This window comes from Pseudomonas sp. OVF7 (assembly GCF_030644265.1).
Classification (GTDB): domain Bacteria; phylum Pseudomonadota; class Gammaproteobacteria; order Pseudomonadales; family Pseudomonadaceae; genus Aquipseudomonas; species Aquipseudomonas gorinensis.
Window position 1 is genome coordinate 5,259,754 of record NZ_CP128996.1, and the last position, 17,022, is coordinate 5,276,775.

Here is a 17,022-nt window from a genome sequence, read left to right on the forward strand (position 1 = left end):
ATGGATACCAAGGCCAACGGACCCCATTCTTCCCCTGCGCTGGATCGCATCGATGAGGCAATCATCGATGTGCTGCGGCATCAGGGGCGTATCACCTACGAAAAGCTCTCGTCACTGGTCCACCTCACTCCCCGGCCCTGCCTGGAGCGGGTGCGCAAGCTGGAGCGACGTGGGGTGATCCGCGGGTATGGGGCGATCATCGATGTGCAGATGGTCTCGCCAGGGCTGTCTCTGCTGGTGCTCGTGGCCTTGTCCAACCAGAGCGGGCGCTCGGCGCAAAAGGCTTTCGAAGCCTGCGTCAAGGCCTGCCCGCAGGTGTTCGAATGCCAGCTGATCAGCGGGCCGTTCGACTACAGCCTGCGCATGCGCTGCCGGGATATGGAGCATTACCGGGTGCTGACCGAGACCTGGTTGAACAATGATGAGTTGCACATTGATAAGTTGGTGGCGCATCCGGAGTTGGCGGTGGTGAAAAATACCGCCATCGAACTGGCCTGAAGCGCACGCCCCCAAACACTGGAGATCCAATGTGGGAGGGGCGGTGCGACGATTCGGCCTGCCCCCGATAGCAGTGTGTCAGTCAGCTCATCTTTCACTGATCCACTGCTATCGGGGGCAAGCCCCCTCCCACATTTTTAACCGTGCCCACTTAAGATTTTCTTACCTCGCCGCCCCGCAACCAGCTTCGCCTGCCCATCCTTCTGCTTCCCCGTCCGCGCCTCGCTGATCAACCCCGGGATCAACTTGCCCTCCGGCAAGTTCTTCCAGAACCGGCTTGGCAAATGCCCTTCCATCACCTTGGGGTTCAACCGCGCCGGGTTGAAGATGTGGCTGTAATAGGTCAACCACATGGCACTGTGGGGGTCCTCGACATTCTGCGCCAACTGCTGCCACGCCTCTGGGCACTGGCGTTGATGGATCAGTTGCTCGCCATCGTAGTAAACCCCATCCAACGGTGTCGCGATCATCCAGCGATGGCGGCCCATGCGCCCGATAAAGTGCTGGCTGGCGCTGCGGAGAATGTCATGGGCCGGCTCATGCCAGGCCACGTACTCCGGCAGCTCGGCCCCGGCCTCCTGGGGTACCGCGATAAACCGCACGAACGCATGCAGGTGATGAGCCTCGCGGCTGACCTGCTTGATTCGCCGTTGCAGTTCGCTGCCCAGTTTGTCCCCCGCGAGCATTGCCGTGCGGTCGCCATGGCTGACCCGCCACAGCACCTCATACAACAGGCTCCAGCGCTGCTCGCCGTGGTAACAGGCGGCGGCTTCCAGCAGTTCGAGCAACGCCTTGGGAATCCGCGCCTGGAACGGCCCCAGCCCCTCGGGGATCGGTTCGTCGGTGGCGAACAGGTCCGCCACTTCAGCCTCGCCCCAACTCACCTGGCTGGGATCGACCTGATGGCTGAGCAGCCAACGCGCCTGTTCGCGCCAGGTACTGAACAGGTTGTCGCATTCGAGGCTGATCATCCCCACAACCCCATTTGTTGCGGCTGCGGACGGTCACGCAGTTGTTCACGCAGCAGCACGCTGGTGCTTTCAGCCTGTTGCGGGTGGTAGTCGCTGGTGATGAAAAATGGCTTGGCCTTGGCCAGCACGCAGCGCATGCGGGCCAGGTCTTCGAAACGGATCTTGCGTTCACGGCGCAGGTCCACCAGGCGCTGGGTGGTGCGCAGGCCGATACCGGGGATACGGGCGATCAGGGTCGCTTCGGCACGGTTCAGGTCCAGGGGGAAGACGTCGCGGTGTTCCAGGGCCCAGGCCAGCTTGGGGTCGATATCCAGGGCCAGGTGGCCAGGGCCTTCGAACAGTTCATTGGCGCTGAAGCCGTAGCTGCGCAGCAGGAAATCCGCCTGGTACAAACGGTGCTCGCGCATCAATGGCGGCGCGGCCAGAGGCACGCTTTTCGGGCTGTTGGGGATGGGGCTGAACGCCGAGTAATACACGCGGCGCAGCTTGAAATTGCCATACAACGCCTCGGCCCCGTGGAGGATGGTGCTGTCGTCGGTGTCGTCGGCGCCGACGATCATCTGCGTGCTCTGCCCGGCCGGCGCGAAACGCGGGGCACGGGGTTCGTTGAGCACGGTCTGTTCGCCGGTGTAGATGGTCTGCATGGCCTGCTTGATCGAGACAATCTGCTTCTCCGGCGCCAGGGTTTGCAGGCTGGCATCGGTGGGCAATTCGATATTCACACTGAGGCGATCAGCATACCGCCCGGCCTCGGCGATCAACGCCGGGTCGGCTTCGGGAATGGTCTTGAGGTGGATATAGCCGCGAAAGTCATGTTCTTCGCGCAGCAGCTTGGCCACCCGCACGAGCTGCTCCATGGTGTAGTCCGCCGAGCGGATGATGCCCGAGCTGAGGAACAGCCCGCTGACGCAATTGCGCCGATAGAAATCCAACGTGAGCGTGACCACCTCCTCCGGGCTGAAGCGTGCCCGCGGCACGTCGCTGGAGCGGCGATTGACGCAGTATTGGCAGTCGTAGAGGCAGAAGTTGGTGAGCAACACCTTGAGCAGCGACACACAGCGCCCATCCGGCGTGTAGCTGTGGCAGATGCCCATGCCATCGGTGGAACCCAGCCCCGCCTTGCCCTCCGAGCTACGCTTGGGCGCGCCACTGCTGGCGCACGAGGCATCGTACTTGGCGGCGTCGGCGAGGATGCTGAGTTTTTCGATCAATTGCATGGAGGGCTACCGATACTGGTTTTTTATACAGTATCAGTCACCCAACCGTGTTGCCAGCACCACCTGTAGGAGCGAACTCGCTCGCGAAGAACGCAAGACCACCGCGTCAACCCAGAATGCCCGCGTTATCGTCGACGGTTTTCGCGGCAAGCTCGCTCCTGCAAGGGGGTCAGCTGGCGGCGGCGAGCAGCCGGTCCTGCACCGAGCGGCCCTGGCCACGATGACGATCATGCTCGAACAGCGACGCTGCAATCTCATCCGCACGAATCGGCAGCACCGACAGCAACGTATCGCTCAAGCCATGGCTGGCCTGGCTGAAGCCCTGGATGTAGATGCCGGCCTTGCAGCGCTCATCGGTGACGAGGCGGTAGTCGCGCGCCACTTCAAAGTCACCCAGATACTCCTCCAGCGGCGCCAGCAATTCGCGATGCATCTGGCGCTCGTAGCCGGTGGCCAGGATCACCGCGTCGTAGTGGCTGACGCTGGTTTCGCCGGTGGCGTTGTTGCGCAGGGCCAGTTCGATGCCCAACGGACCGGGGGTGGCCTTCTCGACCACGGTCATGGTGCGGAACGCATGGCGCGCAATGCCGGAGACTTTCTGGCGGTAGAAGATGCCGTAGATGCGTTCGATCAGGTCCAGGTCCACCACCGAATAGTTGGTGTTCTGGTACTCGGCGAGCAGGCGTTCACGCTCGGTGCCGGCCTGCTGGAACACCAGGTCGGTGAAGGCCGGCGAGAACACTTCGTTGACGAACGGGCTGTCATCGGCCGGCTTGAGTGCCGAGCCGCGCAGGATCATGTCGACCTGCACCGACGGGAAGCTGTCATTCAAGTCGATGAAGGCTTCGGCCGCACTCTGGCCGCCGCCGATCACCGCGATCCGCATCGCCTTGCCGTCGACACAGGGCTGCTGGGCCAAGCGCGACAAATACTGGGAATGGTGGAACACCCGGCCATCATCCTTCAGGGCCTTGAACACCTCCGGCACCCGCGGCGTGCCACCGGCGCTGACCACGACCGCACGGGTGGTACGCACATGCTGCTCACCCTGGGCATCACGGGAAATCACCCGCAACGCCTCGACCTGCTGTTGATGCAGGATCGGCTCGATGGCCAGCACTTCCTCTCCGTAGCGGCCCACGGCCTGGAACTGCCCGGCGACCCAGCGCAGGTAGTCGTTGAACTCCATGCGGCACGGGTAGAAGGTGCCCAGGTTGATGAAGTCCACCAGGCGGTCATGGGCCTTGAGGTAGTTGACGAAGGAGTACGGGCTGGTGGGGTTGCGCAGGGTCACCAGGTCCTTGAGGAACGAAATCTGCAGTTCGCTCTGGGTCACCAGGGTATTGCCGTGCCAGCGGTAATCAGCCTGTTTGTCGAGAAACAGCACGTCCAGTTTGCCCTGCGTCTTTTCACGCTCCTGCAGGGCGATGGCCAGCGCCAGGTTCGAAGGGCCGAAACCGATACCGATCAGGTCGTGAACCGCGGGCGAAGCAATTGCCTGTGTCATTCCAGTGTCCTCTGGATAAGCCCCGTGGCGGTGGGGCGGGAATACCTTCAAGACCTGCACAACAGGTCATGTGTTGATAGGAAACGAGGACAATGAAATAAAATTTAACCGATCGCCGATCAGTGCGCGTCCCACTCACGCATCCGGACCCGGCAGTGCTTCATGGCATTGACGATGTGTTTTTCCACCAGGCTGCGTGAAATACCCAGGCGTTCGGCGATTTGCGAATGGGACAAACCCTCGAGTTTGCGCAGCAGGAAGCTGTGGCGGCACGGCGCGGGTAATTCGGCCAGCGCCCGTTCGAGCAACTCCAGGCGCTGGGCCTGATCATGGCTGGTGTGGGGCGCGTAGCTGGAAAACCGTTCTTCATGGTCCAGCACGTCCAGCGGCTCAACCTGGCGCAAGGCATTGCGCCGGTGCCCGTCGATCACCAGGTTCAACGCCGTGCGGTACAGGAAGGCTCGAGGCTGGTCGATGGGCGTCTCGCTGGTGCGCTCCAACACCCGCACATAAGCGTCATGCACCACATCTTCGGCCACCTGGCGGTTGCCTAGCTTGGCGTTGAGGAAACACACCAGCTCACGATAGTAGTTTTCCAACATGACTCCCGGCCTACGGGCGGCGGCATTAGGTGCTGTAGGAGCGAGCGTGCTCGCGAAGTACGTCAACGATAACGCGGGAAACCAGAGTGAACGCGGCGTCCTTGAGCTCTTCGCGAGCACGCTCGCTCCTACACAAATACGGGCCATTCAGTAATGGCAGTTTGGCTGCGTGCAATTTATAGTAATTCTCATCTACTTTTAAAGAAGTCTTGCACCCATCGGCGATTTTTTTACTCGCCATAGCGCTATCTGCGTGTGTAACCGCCTAAATCTTCGGGCAATTCCCTCGTTTAACTGTCAGCCCCCCGCAATCGCGGCCCGAACTTCCCTGGCTGGAACCAAAGCATGAAACGCCCTCGCCCCGCCCGACGCGCCCTGCTCGCTGCCGCGTGCCTGCTTCCCATCATCGCCGTGGCCGCCTGGCAGGTGCTGCCCCAGGGCGCCGACAATCTGACGACCGTCACCGTCACGCGCGGCAATATCGAAAACAGCGTCACCGCCCTGGGCACCCTGCAACCGCGGCGCTACGTGGATGTGGGCGCCCAGGCGTCCGGGCAGATCCGCAAGATCCATGTCGAGGCCGGCGACCAGGTCCAGGAAGGCCAGTTGCTGGTGGAGATCGACCCTTCGACGCAAAAGGCCAAGCTCGACGCCAGCCGCTACGCCATCGAAAACCTCAAGGCCCAATTGCAGGAGCAGAAGGCCCAGCACGCACTGGCGCAGCAGAAGTACCAGCGCCAGCAGCGCCTGGCCGCCGGCAATGCCACCCGCGAAGAAGACGTGCAAACCGCCAAGGCCGAACTGAGCGCCACCCAGGCCCGGGTCGCCATGTTCCAGGCGCAGATTCTCCAGGCCCAGGCCAGCCTGCGCAGTGACGAAGCCGAGTTGGGTTATACGCGCATCTATGCGCCGATGACCGGCACCGTGGTCGCCGTGGATGCGCGCGTCGGCCAGACCCTCAACGCGCAGCAGCAGACGCCGTTGATCCTGCGCATCGCCAAGTTGTCGCCGATGACGGTGTGGGCTGAAGTCTCGGAAGCCGATATCGGCCATGTCAAACCCGGCATGACGGCCTATTTCACCACCCTGAGCGGCGGCAACCGCCGCTGGACCAGCACCGTGCGGCAAATCCTGCCGATTCCCCCCAAACCGCTGAATGAGACCCAGGGCAGTGGCAGCCCGACCAGCTCCAGCAAAAACGGGACCGGCCGCGTTGTGCTGTACACGGTGCTGCTGGATGTGGATAACCCCGACAACGCGCTGATGGCTGAAATGACCACCCAGGTGTTCTTTGTCGCCGGCCAGGCACGGGATGCGCTGACCGTGCCCGTCGCGGCATTGCAGGGAACGTCGCGCGCCGACAGGCAGATCGCGCGCGTGGTCACGAAAAAAGGGCGTATCGAGGAGCGCGAAGTGCGCCTGGGCCTCAGCGATCGCTTGCGGGTCGAGGTGCTCGACGGCCTCAACGAAGGCGATCACCTGCTGATCGGCCCGCTCGACGGCAGTGGGGGTTGACGTGACCACGCCCCTGATCGAACTCAAGCACATCCGCAAATCCTACGGCGGCGGCGATAGCCCGCAGGTCGACGTGCTGCGCGGGATCGACCTGTCGATCCATGCCGGGGAGTTCGTCGCCATCGTCGGCGCCTCCGGTTCCGGCAAGTCCACGCTGATGAATATCCTCGGCTGCCTCGACCGCCCCAGCACAGGCGACTACCTGTTCGCCGGGGAAAACGTCGCGCACCTGGGCAGCGACGAACTGGCCTGGCTGCGTCGCGAGGCGTTCGGCTTTGTGTTCCAGGGCTACCACCTGATCCCGTCGGGCACGGCCCAGGAAAACGTCGAGATGCCGGCGATCTATGCCGGCCTCAGCGCCGCCGAACGCCACGCCCGCGCCAACGCCCTGCTCACGCGCCTGGGCCTGGCCGAGCGCACCGGCAACCGTCCGCACCAGCTGTCCGGCGGCCAGCAACAGCGCGTCTCGATTGCCCGCGCACTGATGAACGGCGGGCATATCATCCTCGCCGACGAACCCACCGGCGCCCTCGACAGCCACAGCGGCGCCGAGGTCATGGCCTTGCTCGACGAACTGGCGAGCCAGGGCCACGTGGTGATCCTGATCACCCACGATCGCGAAGTGGCCGCGCGCGCCAACCGCATCATCGAGATTCGCGACGGCCTGATCATCAGCGACTCTGCCGCCGATGAACATTACGTCGCGGCCACCGCCAGCCGCAACGCATTGCAAGCCGTGGACCTGCGCCAACGCTTGATCGACGGTGCCGAACACAACGGCGCGTGGAAGGCTGAACTGTTGGACGCGGTGCAAGCCGCATGGCGGGTGATGTGGATCAACCGCTTCCGCACCGCGCTGACGCTGCTCGGGATCATCATCGGCGTGGCCTCGGTGGTGGTGATGCTGGCGGTCGGCGAAGGCAGCAAGCGCCAGGTCATGGCGCAGATGGGCGCGTTCGGTTCCAACATTCTGTATCTGAGCGGCTCGTCACCCAACCCACGCACACCGCTGGGGATCGTGACCCTCAACGACGTCGCGGCCCTGGCCAGCCTGCCCCAGGTCAAGCGCATCATGCCGGTCAACGGCACCGAGGCCGGGGTGCGTTACGGCAACGTCGACTACATGGCTTATGTGGGCGGCAACGACACCAATTTCCCGGAGATCTTCAACTGGCCCGTGGTCGAGGGCAGCTACTTCACCGCCGCCGACGAACAGGCCGCCGCCACCGTAGCGGTGATCGGCCATCGCATCCGCGAGAAGCTGTTCAAGGCCCAGGTCAATCCGATCGGGCAGTACATCCTGATCGAAAACGTGCCATTCCAGGTGGTCGGCGTGCTGGCGGAAAAAGGCGCCACCTCCGGAAACAAGGACAGTGACGACCGCATCGCGATTCCCTATAGCGCCGCCAGCGTGCGCCTGTTCGGCAGCTACAACCCCGAATACGTGGTGATTGCCGCCGCCGATGCGCGCAAGGTGCATGACGCCGAAGTGGCCATCGACCAATTGATGCAGAAACTGCACAACGGCAAGCGCGATTATGAACTGACCAACAACGCCGCGATGATCCAGGCCGAAGCCCACACCCAGAACACCCTGTCGCTGATGCTCGGTTCGATTGCGGCGATTTCCCTGTTGGTGGGCGGCATCGGCGTGATGAACATCATGTTGATGACGGTGCGCGAGCGCACCCGCGAAATCGGCATCCGCATGGCCACCGGCGCACGCCAGCGCGACATCCTGCGTCAGTTCCTCACCGAAGCGGTGATGCTCTCGGTGGTCGGCGGCTTGTGCGGTATCGCCCTGGCGCTGCTGGTGGGCGGCCTGTTGCTGCTGGCCCAGGTCGCGGTGCAGTTTTCCCTGGTGGCGGTGCTCGGCGCGTTTGGCTGTGCGCTGGTCACCGGCGTCGTCTTCGGCTTTATGCCGGCCCGTAAAGCTGCCCGGCTCGATCCGGTTAAGGCATTGACCAGTGAATAAACCCTCCCCCCTGCCGCACGTGTCAGTCATCAGCCTGTGCCTGTTGCTCAACGCCTGCACCGGCCCTGCCCCCGCCGTGGACAGCGGTATCGCAGCACCGGCTGCCTGGCAATACGCCGAGCGAAACGCAGCCCAGGCCATCGACCAACGCTGGTGGACCCAGTTTGGCAGCCCGCAACTCAACCGCCTGATCGACCAGGCCCGGCGTGACAGTTTCGACGTCGCCGCCGCCATGGCACGGGTGCGCCAGGCCCAGGCGACGGCGGTGATTGCCGGTGCGCCGCTGCTGCCCGAGGTGAATCTGAACCTCACCACCAGCCGCCAGAAATTGTTGCGCGGCCAGGGTGGGCCGGACCTGGATGCCTCGCAAAGCGACGATACCGTGGAGAACTTCGGCGCCAATTTCACCGCCAGTTATGAAGTGGACTTCTGGGGAGGCCGCGCCGCCGCCCGGGACAGCGCGCTGTACAGCCTGCGCGCGAGCGAGTCGGACCAGGCCACAGTGGAATTGACCCTGCTCGGCAACGTCGCCGACCGTTATGCCCAGACCCTCGCCGCCCGCCAACGCGAGCAGATCGCCGAGCTGAACCTGGCCAATGCGCGCAACGTGCTGGCCCTGGTGCAGACTCGCTACGACGCCGGCTCTGCCACCGCCCTGGAGCTGGCGCAACAGAAAAGCCTGGTCGCCAGCCAGCAACGGCAACTGCCGCTGATCCAGCAAGTCGCCGAAGAGTCGCGCATCACCCTCGCGACCCTGCTTGGCCAACCCGTGCAAGCCCTGGACCTGGGCACAGAGTCTTTCGCGACGCTGACCTGGCCGAGTATCGGTGCGGGTGTGCCCAGCCAATTGCTGAGCCGTCGCCCCGACCTGGCCAAGGCCGAGGCCGAATTGGCCGCCGCGCAAGCCAATGTGGCCATCGCCCGCGCGGCCTTGCTGCCCAAGGTGACCCTTGGCGCTACGCTCGGCTCAGACGCCTACAAGGCCGCGGATATGCTGCGCAGCCCGTACTACACGCTGACCGCCGGGCTGGTCGGGCCGATTTTCAACCACGGCCGTTTAAGGGCTGAACGCGACAAGGCCCGCGCGCGCCAGGATGAACTGCTGCAAACCTATCGCGGCGCAATCATCAACGGCTTTGCCGATGTGGAAAAAACCCTCAGCAGCATCACGCGCCTGGACCAGCAACGCCAATGGCAACGCGAAGAGCTGCAACAGGCGCAGACCGCCTTCCAAATCGCCGAAAGCCGTTACCAGGCGGGCGCCGAAGACCTGCTCACGGTGCTGGAAACCCAGCGCACCCTGTACACGGCCCAGGACCTGGACGTACAGCTGCGGCTGTCACGCCTGCAGGCCAGTATTGCGCTGTACAAAGCGTTGGGGGGCGGCTGGCACTCCGACATCCGATAAACAAAATTCGCATTTCATACACGCGCTGTTTTTTCCTCCTACATTTTTAAGCGTGCGGTCCTTGGTAAAAAAGTCACTCTCCCGACTGACCAGGACCGCAGATGAAATCCCTGACCACTGCCAGCGCCATCACCTTCCGTTGCCTGGTCCTGATGGCCACCCTCATACCCTCCGTCGGCCACCCCCAGGCGCAGCCCTCCGCCTTCGGTATCGAATGGTTTCTCGACTGCCCGCAGCCCGCGCTTGAGCGCCTGGACCCGGAGGTCATCGAACGCACCCAATGCGGCATCGTCACCGCGCCCCTCGACCACGCCGCCCCTGAGCGCGGCAGCATCAGTTTTGACATCACGCGCGTCGGCGCCAAGCAACCGCTGTCTCGCCAGGGCGCCCTGTTTGCCAACCCTGGCGGGCCGGGGCTCGATGCGGGCGGCGCCTTCGCCGTGCACCTGGCGACGGTGTGGAAGCATTACGCCCGGCAACCCGACTGGGGCGATACCTACCGCGAGCTGGCCGACACCTATGATGTGGTCGAAGTCACCCCTCGGGGCCTGGGCAGCCTGCCAGGGTCGCGCCTGGAGTGTCAGTCCGAGCGCAAGATCGTGCCGCAAGGGGACGTCAGCGAAGACCGCAGCGAGGCCAACCTGGCCGCTGTGCGCCACAACGCACGGTTGATCGCCCAAGCCTGCGCCAGCCATCCGCTGACGCCCTACATCACCACCGAGCAAACGGCCCGCGACTTGGAGTTTGTACGCAAGCAACTGGGCGAACTGCGCTTCAACTACCTGGGTAACGCCTACGGCACCTGGCTCGGCGCCTGGTACGGCGGCCTGTTCCCGGCCCATGTCGGGCGCATGGTGCTCGACTCGAACCTGAACTGGACGTCCACCTTCGAGCACGCCAGTTTTATCGTGGCCAGCGAAAAGGAAAAGATCTTCGATCGCTTCGTCGCCACCCCCGCCGCCCTTTACCCAGGGCTCTACCAATTGGGCGATTCACCGGTGGCGGTGCGCAGGGTCTTCATGGAACTGCTGCCCAGTGTGCGCACGGCCCTGCGCTCCAACAACCGCTACTACAGCGACCCCGCCGGTTTGATGGGGGCCCACGTGCTCAGCCGCTGGCTGCGGGAAGCCCCCGACAGCGATGACCTGACGCTGGAGGCTCGGGCACGCGCGTATCTATTCAGCCCTGACGCCGAGATCGAACAGCGGGCCAAGGCAATGTTCAGCCTGCTGCTGCAGCGCGTGCGTGAACCGTTGCAGGCCAACGTGCCGAAGCCGGGGCCGCTGCGCATGTCGGCTGCCGACTCGGTAAAAACCGCCATCCTGTGCAATGACTCGGTCTACTCCAGCGAAGAACAGTGGCAGCAGAAAGAGTCCGAATCCCTCGCCAAACACCCCGTCGCCGGCAGTGCCCTCGAAGCTCGCCAATGCACGACCTGGCCACGCAAAACCGCCGCCCCGCTGCCGCACAAGGCACTGGCACAGCTCGACAGCCTGCTGATGGTGCAAGCCGAATTCGACGACCATGCCCCGTCCACCGGTGCCGCCTGGGCCTTTGAACGCACCTTCCCGGCCAGTCGCGTGCAGCTCAAGGACGCCTATGTCCACGGGGTTTCGTTCAGCGGAGTCAGTGCCTGCGTGAACCGCTGGGTCGGGGACTACCTGATGCACGGCACCAAGCCACCCCGTTCGACGGTGTGCACCGATGCCACCTTGCAGTGAGCTTCCCCGCACCCATTTGCGACCCCTTCGCACCAGAAACGACACCTCGCGTTGACGCCCCGGCCCAATCGTTATTAAGTGCTATTTATCCGCATTAATACGATAAATCGACCCCATGCTGACTCGCCCGCTACGCCGCAAACGCCAGAAGCTGTCCGATGTGATTGTCGAGTCGGTCAAGCGCTCCATCGTCACCGATGCGCTGAAGCCCGGCGACCGCCTGCCCACCGAGCGCGAGCTGATGGAAAGCTTCCAATGCTCCAAGGGCTCGGCCCGTGAAGCGCTCAAGGCGCTGGAGGTCGAGGGCCTGGTGAGTACGCGCACCGGCCCCAGTGGCGGGGCGTATCTGAACCAGGCCGGCACTGAACCGGCCAGCCGCGCCTTGCGCAATTACCTGCACTTCCAGCACCTGGATGGCGAGCAGGTGTATCAACTGCGCAAGGTGATCGAGGTGGAACTGGCAGTGTCGGTACTCGGGCGCCTGAGTGAAGCCGATTACCAGGCCCTGCAGGACAATGTGGATTTTTGCAGCGCCCCGGAAGACAGCGAAGCCGGCCAGCGCGAACAGCGCCTGGCGGAACTGGAGTTCCATAACCTGCTGGCCAAGGCCTGCCCTAACCCGTTGCTGAGCTTCATGGCGCAGTTTCTCAACGACCTGCTGCGCGACCTGGTGGTGCTGAAAAAAGCCTACAAGCCCAAGCGCAAACAGTTCGACGCGGCCAACCTCGACTATCACAAGCAGCTGCTGAGCGCCTTTCGTGCAGGCGACGAAGGCGCGGTGCGCAACCTGATGCATGAACACATGTGCGACGCCGAACACCATATGACCGCCCTCGAAGGCCAGGTCAGCCCGCATTTTCTACTGGAGTTCGATCACTCTTAAGACCCTCCTCCCAGCGTTTGACCCTGTTCCAACCCAGCTACCGCGTCGCCCCAATAACAGGCCTGCCCACAGGCCCTGCTCCACCGTATCGCCATTGCTACTCCTGCCAATAACTAAACCAGGGAGTCACCCCATGCAGCGTCGTACGTTATTGAAAGCCAGCCTCACCGCAGCCGCCGCCCTCAGCCTCCCGCTGAGTGTGCGTTCGGCATTTGCCGCCGGGCCCTTTACCTTTTACGGCCTCAAGTCCATGTCTGGCGCCTTTGCCAGCTATGGCAAATTTGCCGACATGGGTTCGCGCCTGGCGGTGGAACAACATCGCGAAATCCTCGGCCGCCCGCTGAACTACAAAGTCATCGATACCGAAGGCAACGCCGGCAAGGCCGTGCGCAAGGTCCAGGAAGCCATCCAGCAGGACGGCGCGCGGTTCTTCCAGGGCTGTACGCTGTCATCGTCGGCCCTGGCGGTGGCCAAGGAAGTCGACAAGGCCGGCGGCGTGTTCATGACACCGGTGGGCGCCGATGAGGTCACCGGCAAGGACTGCAACGCCGCCACGTTCCGCTGGTCGGTGCCCACCTACGGCGCGATCCGCGAAACCCTGGTGCCGCTGATCAAGTTGCTGCCGGACGCCAAGCGCTGGTACACCATCACCCCACAGTACGTGTTCGGTGAAGCGTTGCTCGAAGGCGCCAAAAACGTGCTCAAGGAGCACGGCCTGGAACATGTCGGCAACAGCTATCACTCGTTGCAGGAGCAGGAATTCTCCGGCTACCTGACCAACGCCATCTCGACCAAGCCCGACGTGCTGGTGCTGCTCAACTTCGGCAGCCAGTCGTCCAACACCCTGCGCCAGGCGGTGAACTTCGGCATCAAGGAACGCATGAAAATCCTGCTGGTGTGGTCCGCCGGCCTCGACCAGTTCCAGGAGCTGGGCAGCGACGTGCTGGAAGGCGTGTACCTCGGCGCGCAGTACTGGCACCAGGTCGATACCCCGCTCAACCGCGAACTGGTCAAGCTGACCCAGGCCAAGTACGGCATCAACCCCACCTACCCGCTGGCCGCCGACTACATCAGCACCAAGGTCATGCTCGACACCATTGTTTCCACCGGCAGCTTCGACGGGCCGACCGTGGCCAAGGCCATGCAGGGCCTGAGTTTCGAAGGCCCGACCGGCAAGGAATCGATCCGCGCCGGCGACCACCAGGTGATCAAGGATTACTACCTGCTGGTTGGCAAGGCCGCTGGCGAGATGGCCGACAAGGATGACCTGGCCAAGGTACTCAGCGCCGGCCAGTCGTTCCCGCCGGTGGACGCCACGGGCTGCACGCTCGCCTGATCCGCTAAAACATCACCGGTTGTACACGGCAGGGCCGCTCGCGCGGCCACCTGTTCGAGGGTTTGTGCATGCTTAATCTTTACCTGTTCCAGATACTCAATGGCCTTGGCCTGGGGATGATCTACTTCCTGATCGCGGTCGGGCTGACGATCATTTTCGGCTTGCTCAACTTCGTCAACTTCGCCCACGGCGCGTTCTTCCTGCTGGGCGCGTACATCTGCTACACCGCCGTGAGCCTCACCGGCAACTTCTGGCTGGCGCTGCTGCTCGCGCCGCTGGTGGTGGCCGCGCTGGCGTGGGTGATCGAGCGATTATTGATCCAGCGGATTTATCACCTGCCGCACATGTTCCAGATCCTGGTGACCCTAGGGATTGCGCTGATCATCCAGGAGGCCAGCGTGATGATCTGGGGCCCGGTGGGCAAGAGTGTGGCCGTGCCGGAACTGCTGCGCGGGGTGCTGGTGGTGGGTGATTTCGTCTACCCCTACTACCGCCTGTTCCTCATTCTGTTTTCCGGGCTGGTCGGCCTGGGCCTGTGGCTGCTGCTGGAACGCACGCGCTTTGGCGCCCTGGTGCGCGCCGGCAGCGAGAGCACCGAAACCGTGTCGCTGCTGGGCACCAATATCTTCCGGCTGTTCTCCATGACCTTTGCCCTCGGCGTAGGCCTGGCGGGCATGGCGGGCGTCCTGTTCGCACCGTTGCGCGGTGCCCAACCCTTTGTCGGGCCGGAAATTCTCGGGATCGCCTTTGTGGTGGTGGTCATCGGCGGCATGGGTTCCTTCAGCGGTGCGCTGGTGGGCGGTTTGCTGGTGGGCGTGGTGCAAAGCCTGATGACCACACTCTGGCCCCAGGGTGCGAGCCTGATGATCTACGGCGCCATGGCCGCGGTGATTCTGGTGCGCCCCTACGGCCTGTTCGGGAGAGCCTGACATGAGCGAGAAAAACCCCCTGCCGTTTGCCAAGACCCAGTCACGCGCCATGCTGCTGTGGGTGCTGGCGGTGTTGATCGGCCTGCCGCTGATCCTACCTTCGGCGACCCTGGCCACCGAGATCCTGATCTTTGCCATGGCAGCCCTGGCCTGCAACCTGTTGCTCGGCTACACCGGCCTGTTGTCGTTTGGCCAAGGCATCTTCTTCGGGGCCGGCGCCTATTGCGCGGCGCTGCTGATGATCCACTTGCACCTGGGCCTGTTCGTCGCCCTGCTGGGGGCTGCCATCGCCGGTGGTTTCCTCGCGTTGCTGGTGGGCGCCCTGGCGATCCGGCGCACCGGGATCTACTTCGTGATGCTGACGTTGGCCTTCAGCCAGATGGCCTACTTCGTTGCCTACACCTTGAGCGACTGGACCGGCGGCGACAACGGCCTGCTCAGCGTGCCGCGCCCGGAGATCCGTATCGGTGACACCGTGCTGCTGTCATTGGCTGACGCGCGAGCGTTCTACGCCTTCGTCGCGGTGCTGTTCCTGCTGATCTTTATCGGCGCGCGCCGAGTGATCGCCTCACCGTTCGGCAGCACGCTGATGGCGATCCGCGAAAACGAAACCCGTGCCTCGGCCATCGGCTACGACACCCGCCACTTCAAGATCCTGGTGTTCGTGCTGTCCGGCGCGGTCACCGGGATTGCCGGGGCGCTGTACGCCATGTTGCTGCACTTTGTGCCGCTGTCGAACATCGACCTGGCGATGTCCGAGAACATCCTGATCATGACCATCGTCGGCGGTACCGGCTCGCTGTTCGGTTCATTGCTGGGTGCCGGCTCCATCGTGCTGCTGGGGGACTTCCTTTCCGACCTGTGGCCGCGCTGGCTGATGCTGCTGGGGGTGATCCTGATCCTGGTGGTGATCTTCATGCGCGGGGGGTTGTGGGGCGGCCTGGCGTCGCTGTTCGAGAAAGTGCGCGGCCGTCGCAAAGCGGCCATCGTCGCCAAGGAGCAAGGGCTATGAGCATCCTGTTGGAAACCAAGGACCTGGAGCTGGCCTACGGCGCGTTCCATGCGGTCAACGGCGTCAACCTCAAGGTCGAAGCCGGCACCATCCATACCATCATCGGCCCCAATGGCGCGGGCAAGACCAGCCTGTTCCACTGCCTGACCGGCGAACGCCAGGCCACCGCCGGGGCCATCCACTTCGACGGCCACCCCCTGATGCGCAAACCGGCCCACGCCCGTGTCGGCCTGGGCATGGCGCGCTCGTTCCAGCTCACCAGCCTGTTCCAGAACCTCAGCGTGCGCGAAAACCTGCGCCTGGCCGCCCAAGGCCGCGACGGTGCGCGCGCCTTGAACTTCTGGCGCCACGTCGACAACCAGCGCGAACACCGGGAGATGGCCGACCAGGTGCTCGAACGCCTGCAACTCACCGCGCGCGCCGAGACCTTGGCCGGCGAGTTGTCCCACGGCCAGCAACGGGTGCTGGAAGTGGGCATGTCGATCTGCTCCAAACCCAAACTGTTGATGCTCGACGAACCCACTTCGGGCATGGGCATCGACGATATCCCGATCATGACCCAACTGATCAGCGACCTGGGCCGCGACCATACGGTGCTGTTGATCGAACACAACATGAGCATCGTCATGTCCATCAGCCAACGCATCACCGTGATGAGCCACGGCCAGATCCTGGTGGAAGGCACGCCGGAGTTCGTGCGCGCCGATGAACGTGTACGCACCGCTTACCTTGGGGAGGCTGCCTGATGCTGATCGTCGAGAATATCCATTCCTACTACGACAAAAGCCACGTGCTCGAAGGCGTGTCGCTGAGGGTCAACCCCGGCGAACTGGTGACCCTGCTGGGCCGCAACGGCGCCGGCAAGACCACCACCTTGCGCAGCATCCTCGGCATCATTTGCCCGCGCCAGGGCCAGATCCACTTCAATGGCCAGGCGCTGGTGGGGCAGAAGATCTTTGAAATCGCGCGCCAGGGCTTGGCGCTGGTGCCGGAAAACCGCGGGATCTTTCGCCTGCTCAGCGTTGAGGAAAACCTGCGCATCGCCGCGCGCAAGACCAGTCGCTGGCAGCTGGAAGATGTGTACGGCATGTTCCCGCGCCTCAAGGAACGGCGCAAAAACGCCGGCCACGCCTTGTCCGGCGGTGAGCAACAAATGCTCGCCATCGCCCGCGCCCTGCTTAACGACCCCAAGCTGCTGATCCTCGACGAGCCCACCGAAGGCCTGGCCCCGGTGATCGTCGACGAGCTGGTGAAGATCCTGCGCAAGGTCAAGGACGACGGCCTGCCGGTGCTGCTGGTGGAACAGAACCTGATGGTCTGCGACAAGCTCGCCGACCGCCATTACGTGCTCGAACAAGGCCGCGTGGTGTACGAAGGCAGCGCTGCAGACTTCCGCGCCGACCCGACAATCAAGAATCGCTACCTGGCCCTGAGCGCCTGACCGGAGT

The 17,022-nt window shown here is 63.6% G+C and carries 15 protein-coding genes; 11 read left to right on the forward strand and 4 right to left on the reverse strand.

The window, feature by feature from the left end:
• The gene (locus QU606_RS23725; RefSeq protein ID WP_150296326.1) at positions 1-498 is read left to right on the forward strand and encodes an Lrp/AsnC family transcriptional regulator; all 498 of its coding nucleotides are present in this window, start codon (positions 1-3) and stop codon (positions 496-498) included.
• 137 nt (positions 499-635) lie between these two features.
• On the opposite strand, the gene QU606_RS23730 is transcribed toward QU606_RS23725, so the two are convergent.
• The 4 genes from QU606_RS23730 to QU606_RS23745 all read right to left on the reverse strand — a co-directional run bounded on the left by QU606_RS23730 (position 636) and on the right by QU606_RS23745 (position 4,795).
• Complete coding sequence (locus QU606_RS23730; RefSeq protein ID WP_304997585.1) at positions 636-1,469, reverse strand: TIGR03915 family putative DNA repair protein; 834 nt, start codon at positions 1,467-1,469, stop codon at positions 636-638.
• A complete protein-coding gene (locus tag QU606_RS23735) occupies positions 1,466-2,686 on the reverse strand; it encodes a putative DNA modification/repair radical SAM protein (RefSeq protein ID WP_024076349.1) in 1,221 nt (406 codons plus the stop codon). Before QU606_RS23735 ends, QU606_RS23730 begins: the two co-directional genes overlap by 4 nt.
• A gap of 169 nt (positions 2,687-2,855) precedes the next feature.
• Positions 2,856-4,193, reverse strand: coding sequence for a lysine N(6)-hydroxylase/L-ornithine N(5)-oxygenase family protein (locus tag QU606_RS23740; RefSeq protein ID WP_069076592.1), 1,338 nt, complete (start codon positions 4,191-4,193; stop codon positions 2,856-2,858).
• A 119-nt stretch (positions 4,194-4,312) separates the two neighbouring features.
• A complete protein-coding gene (locus QU606_RS23745; RefSeq protein WP_024076351.1) occupies positions 4,313-4,795 on the reverse strand; it encodes a sigma-70 family RNA polymerase sigma factor in 483 nt (160 codons plus the stop codon).
• 345 nt (positions 4,796-5,140) lie between these two features.
• Here QU606_RS23745 and QU606_RS23750 point away from each other — a divergent pair, with 345 nt between their 5' ends.
• From QU606_RS23750 to QU606_RS23795, 10 genes are all read left to right on the forward strand, one after another.
• On the forward strand, positions 5,141-6,310 hold the full coding sequence (locus QU606_RS23750; protein ID WP_024076353.1) for an efflux RND transporter periplasmic adaptor subunit: 1,170 nt from the start codon (positions 5,141-5,143) through the stop codon (positions 6,308-6,310).
• A 1-nt stretch (position 6,311) separates the two neighbouring features.
• Positions 6,312-8,285, forward strand: coding sequence for a MacB family efflux pump subunit (locus QU606_RS23755; RefSeq protein ID WP_304997586.1), 1,974 nt, complete (start codon positions 6,312-6,314; stop codon positions 8,283-8,285).
• Complete coding sequence (locus QU606_RS23760; protein ID WP_024076355.1) at positions 8,278-9,693, forward strand: efflux transporter outer membrane subunit; 1,416 nt, start codon at positions 8,278-8,280, stop codon at positions 9,691-9,693. Before QU606_RS23755 ends, QU606_RS23760 begins: the two co-directional genes overlap by 8 nt.
• Positions 9,694-9,794: 101 nt before the next feature.
• The gene (locus QU606_RS23765) at positions 9,795-11,414 is read left to right on the forward strand and encodes an alpha/beta fold hydrolase (RefSeq protein WP_304997587.1); all 1,620 of its coding nucleotides are present in this window, start codon (positions 9,795-9,797) and stop codon (positions 11,412-11,414) included.
• Positions 11,415-11,529: 115 nt separating this feature from the next.
• Entirely contained in the window at positions 11,530-12,297 is a 768-nt protein-coding gene (locus QU606_RS23770; RefSeq protein ID WP_150296323.1) for a FadR/GntR family transcriptional regulator, read from the forward strand.
• Positions 12,298-12,430: 133 nt separating this feature from the next.
• Complete coding sequence (locus QU606_RS23775; protein ID WP_304997588.1) at positions 12,431-13,633, forward strand: ABC transporter substrate-binding protein; 1,203 nt, start codon at positions 12,431-12,433, stop codon at positions 13,631-13,633.
• Positions 13,634-13,701: 68 nt separating this feature from the next.
• Positions 13,702-14,562: a branched-chain amino acid ABC transporter permease gene (locus tag QU606_RS23780; RefSeq protein WP_024076359.1), complete on the forward strand. Its 861-nt coding sequence runs from the start codon at positions 13,702-13,704 to the stop codon at positions 14,560-14,562.
• A 1-nt stretch (position 14,563) separates the two neighbouring features.
• Complete coding sequence (locus tag QU606_RS23785; RefSeq protein WP_024076360.1) at positions 14,564-15,574, forward strand: branched-chain amino acid ABC transporter permease; 1,011 nt, start codon at positions 14,564-14,566, stop codon at positions 15,572-15,574.
• On the forward strand, positions 15,571-16,320 hold the full coding sequence (locus tag QU606_RS23790) for an ABC transporter ATP-binding protein (RefSeq protein WP_024076361.1): 750 nt from the start codon (positions 15,571-15,573) through the stop codon (positions 16,318-16,320). The genes QU606_RS23785 and QU606_RS23790 overlap by 4 nt, the downstream gene beginning before the upstream one ends.
• Entirely contained in the window at positions 16,320-17,015 is a 696-nt protein-coding gene (locus tag QU606_RS23795; RefSeq protein ID WP_024076362.1) for an ABC transporter ATP-binding protein, read from the forward strand. Before QU606_RS23790 ends, QU606_RS23795 begins: the two co-directional genes overlap by 1 nt.
• The last annotated feature ends 7 nt before the right edge of the window (positions 17,016-17,022 follow it).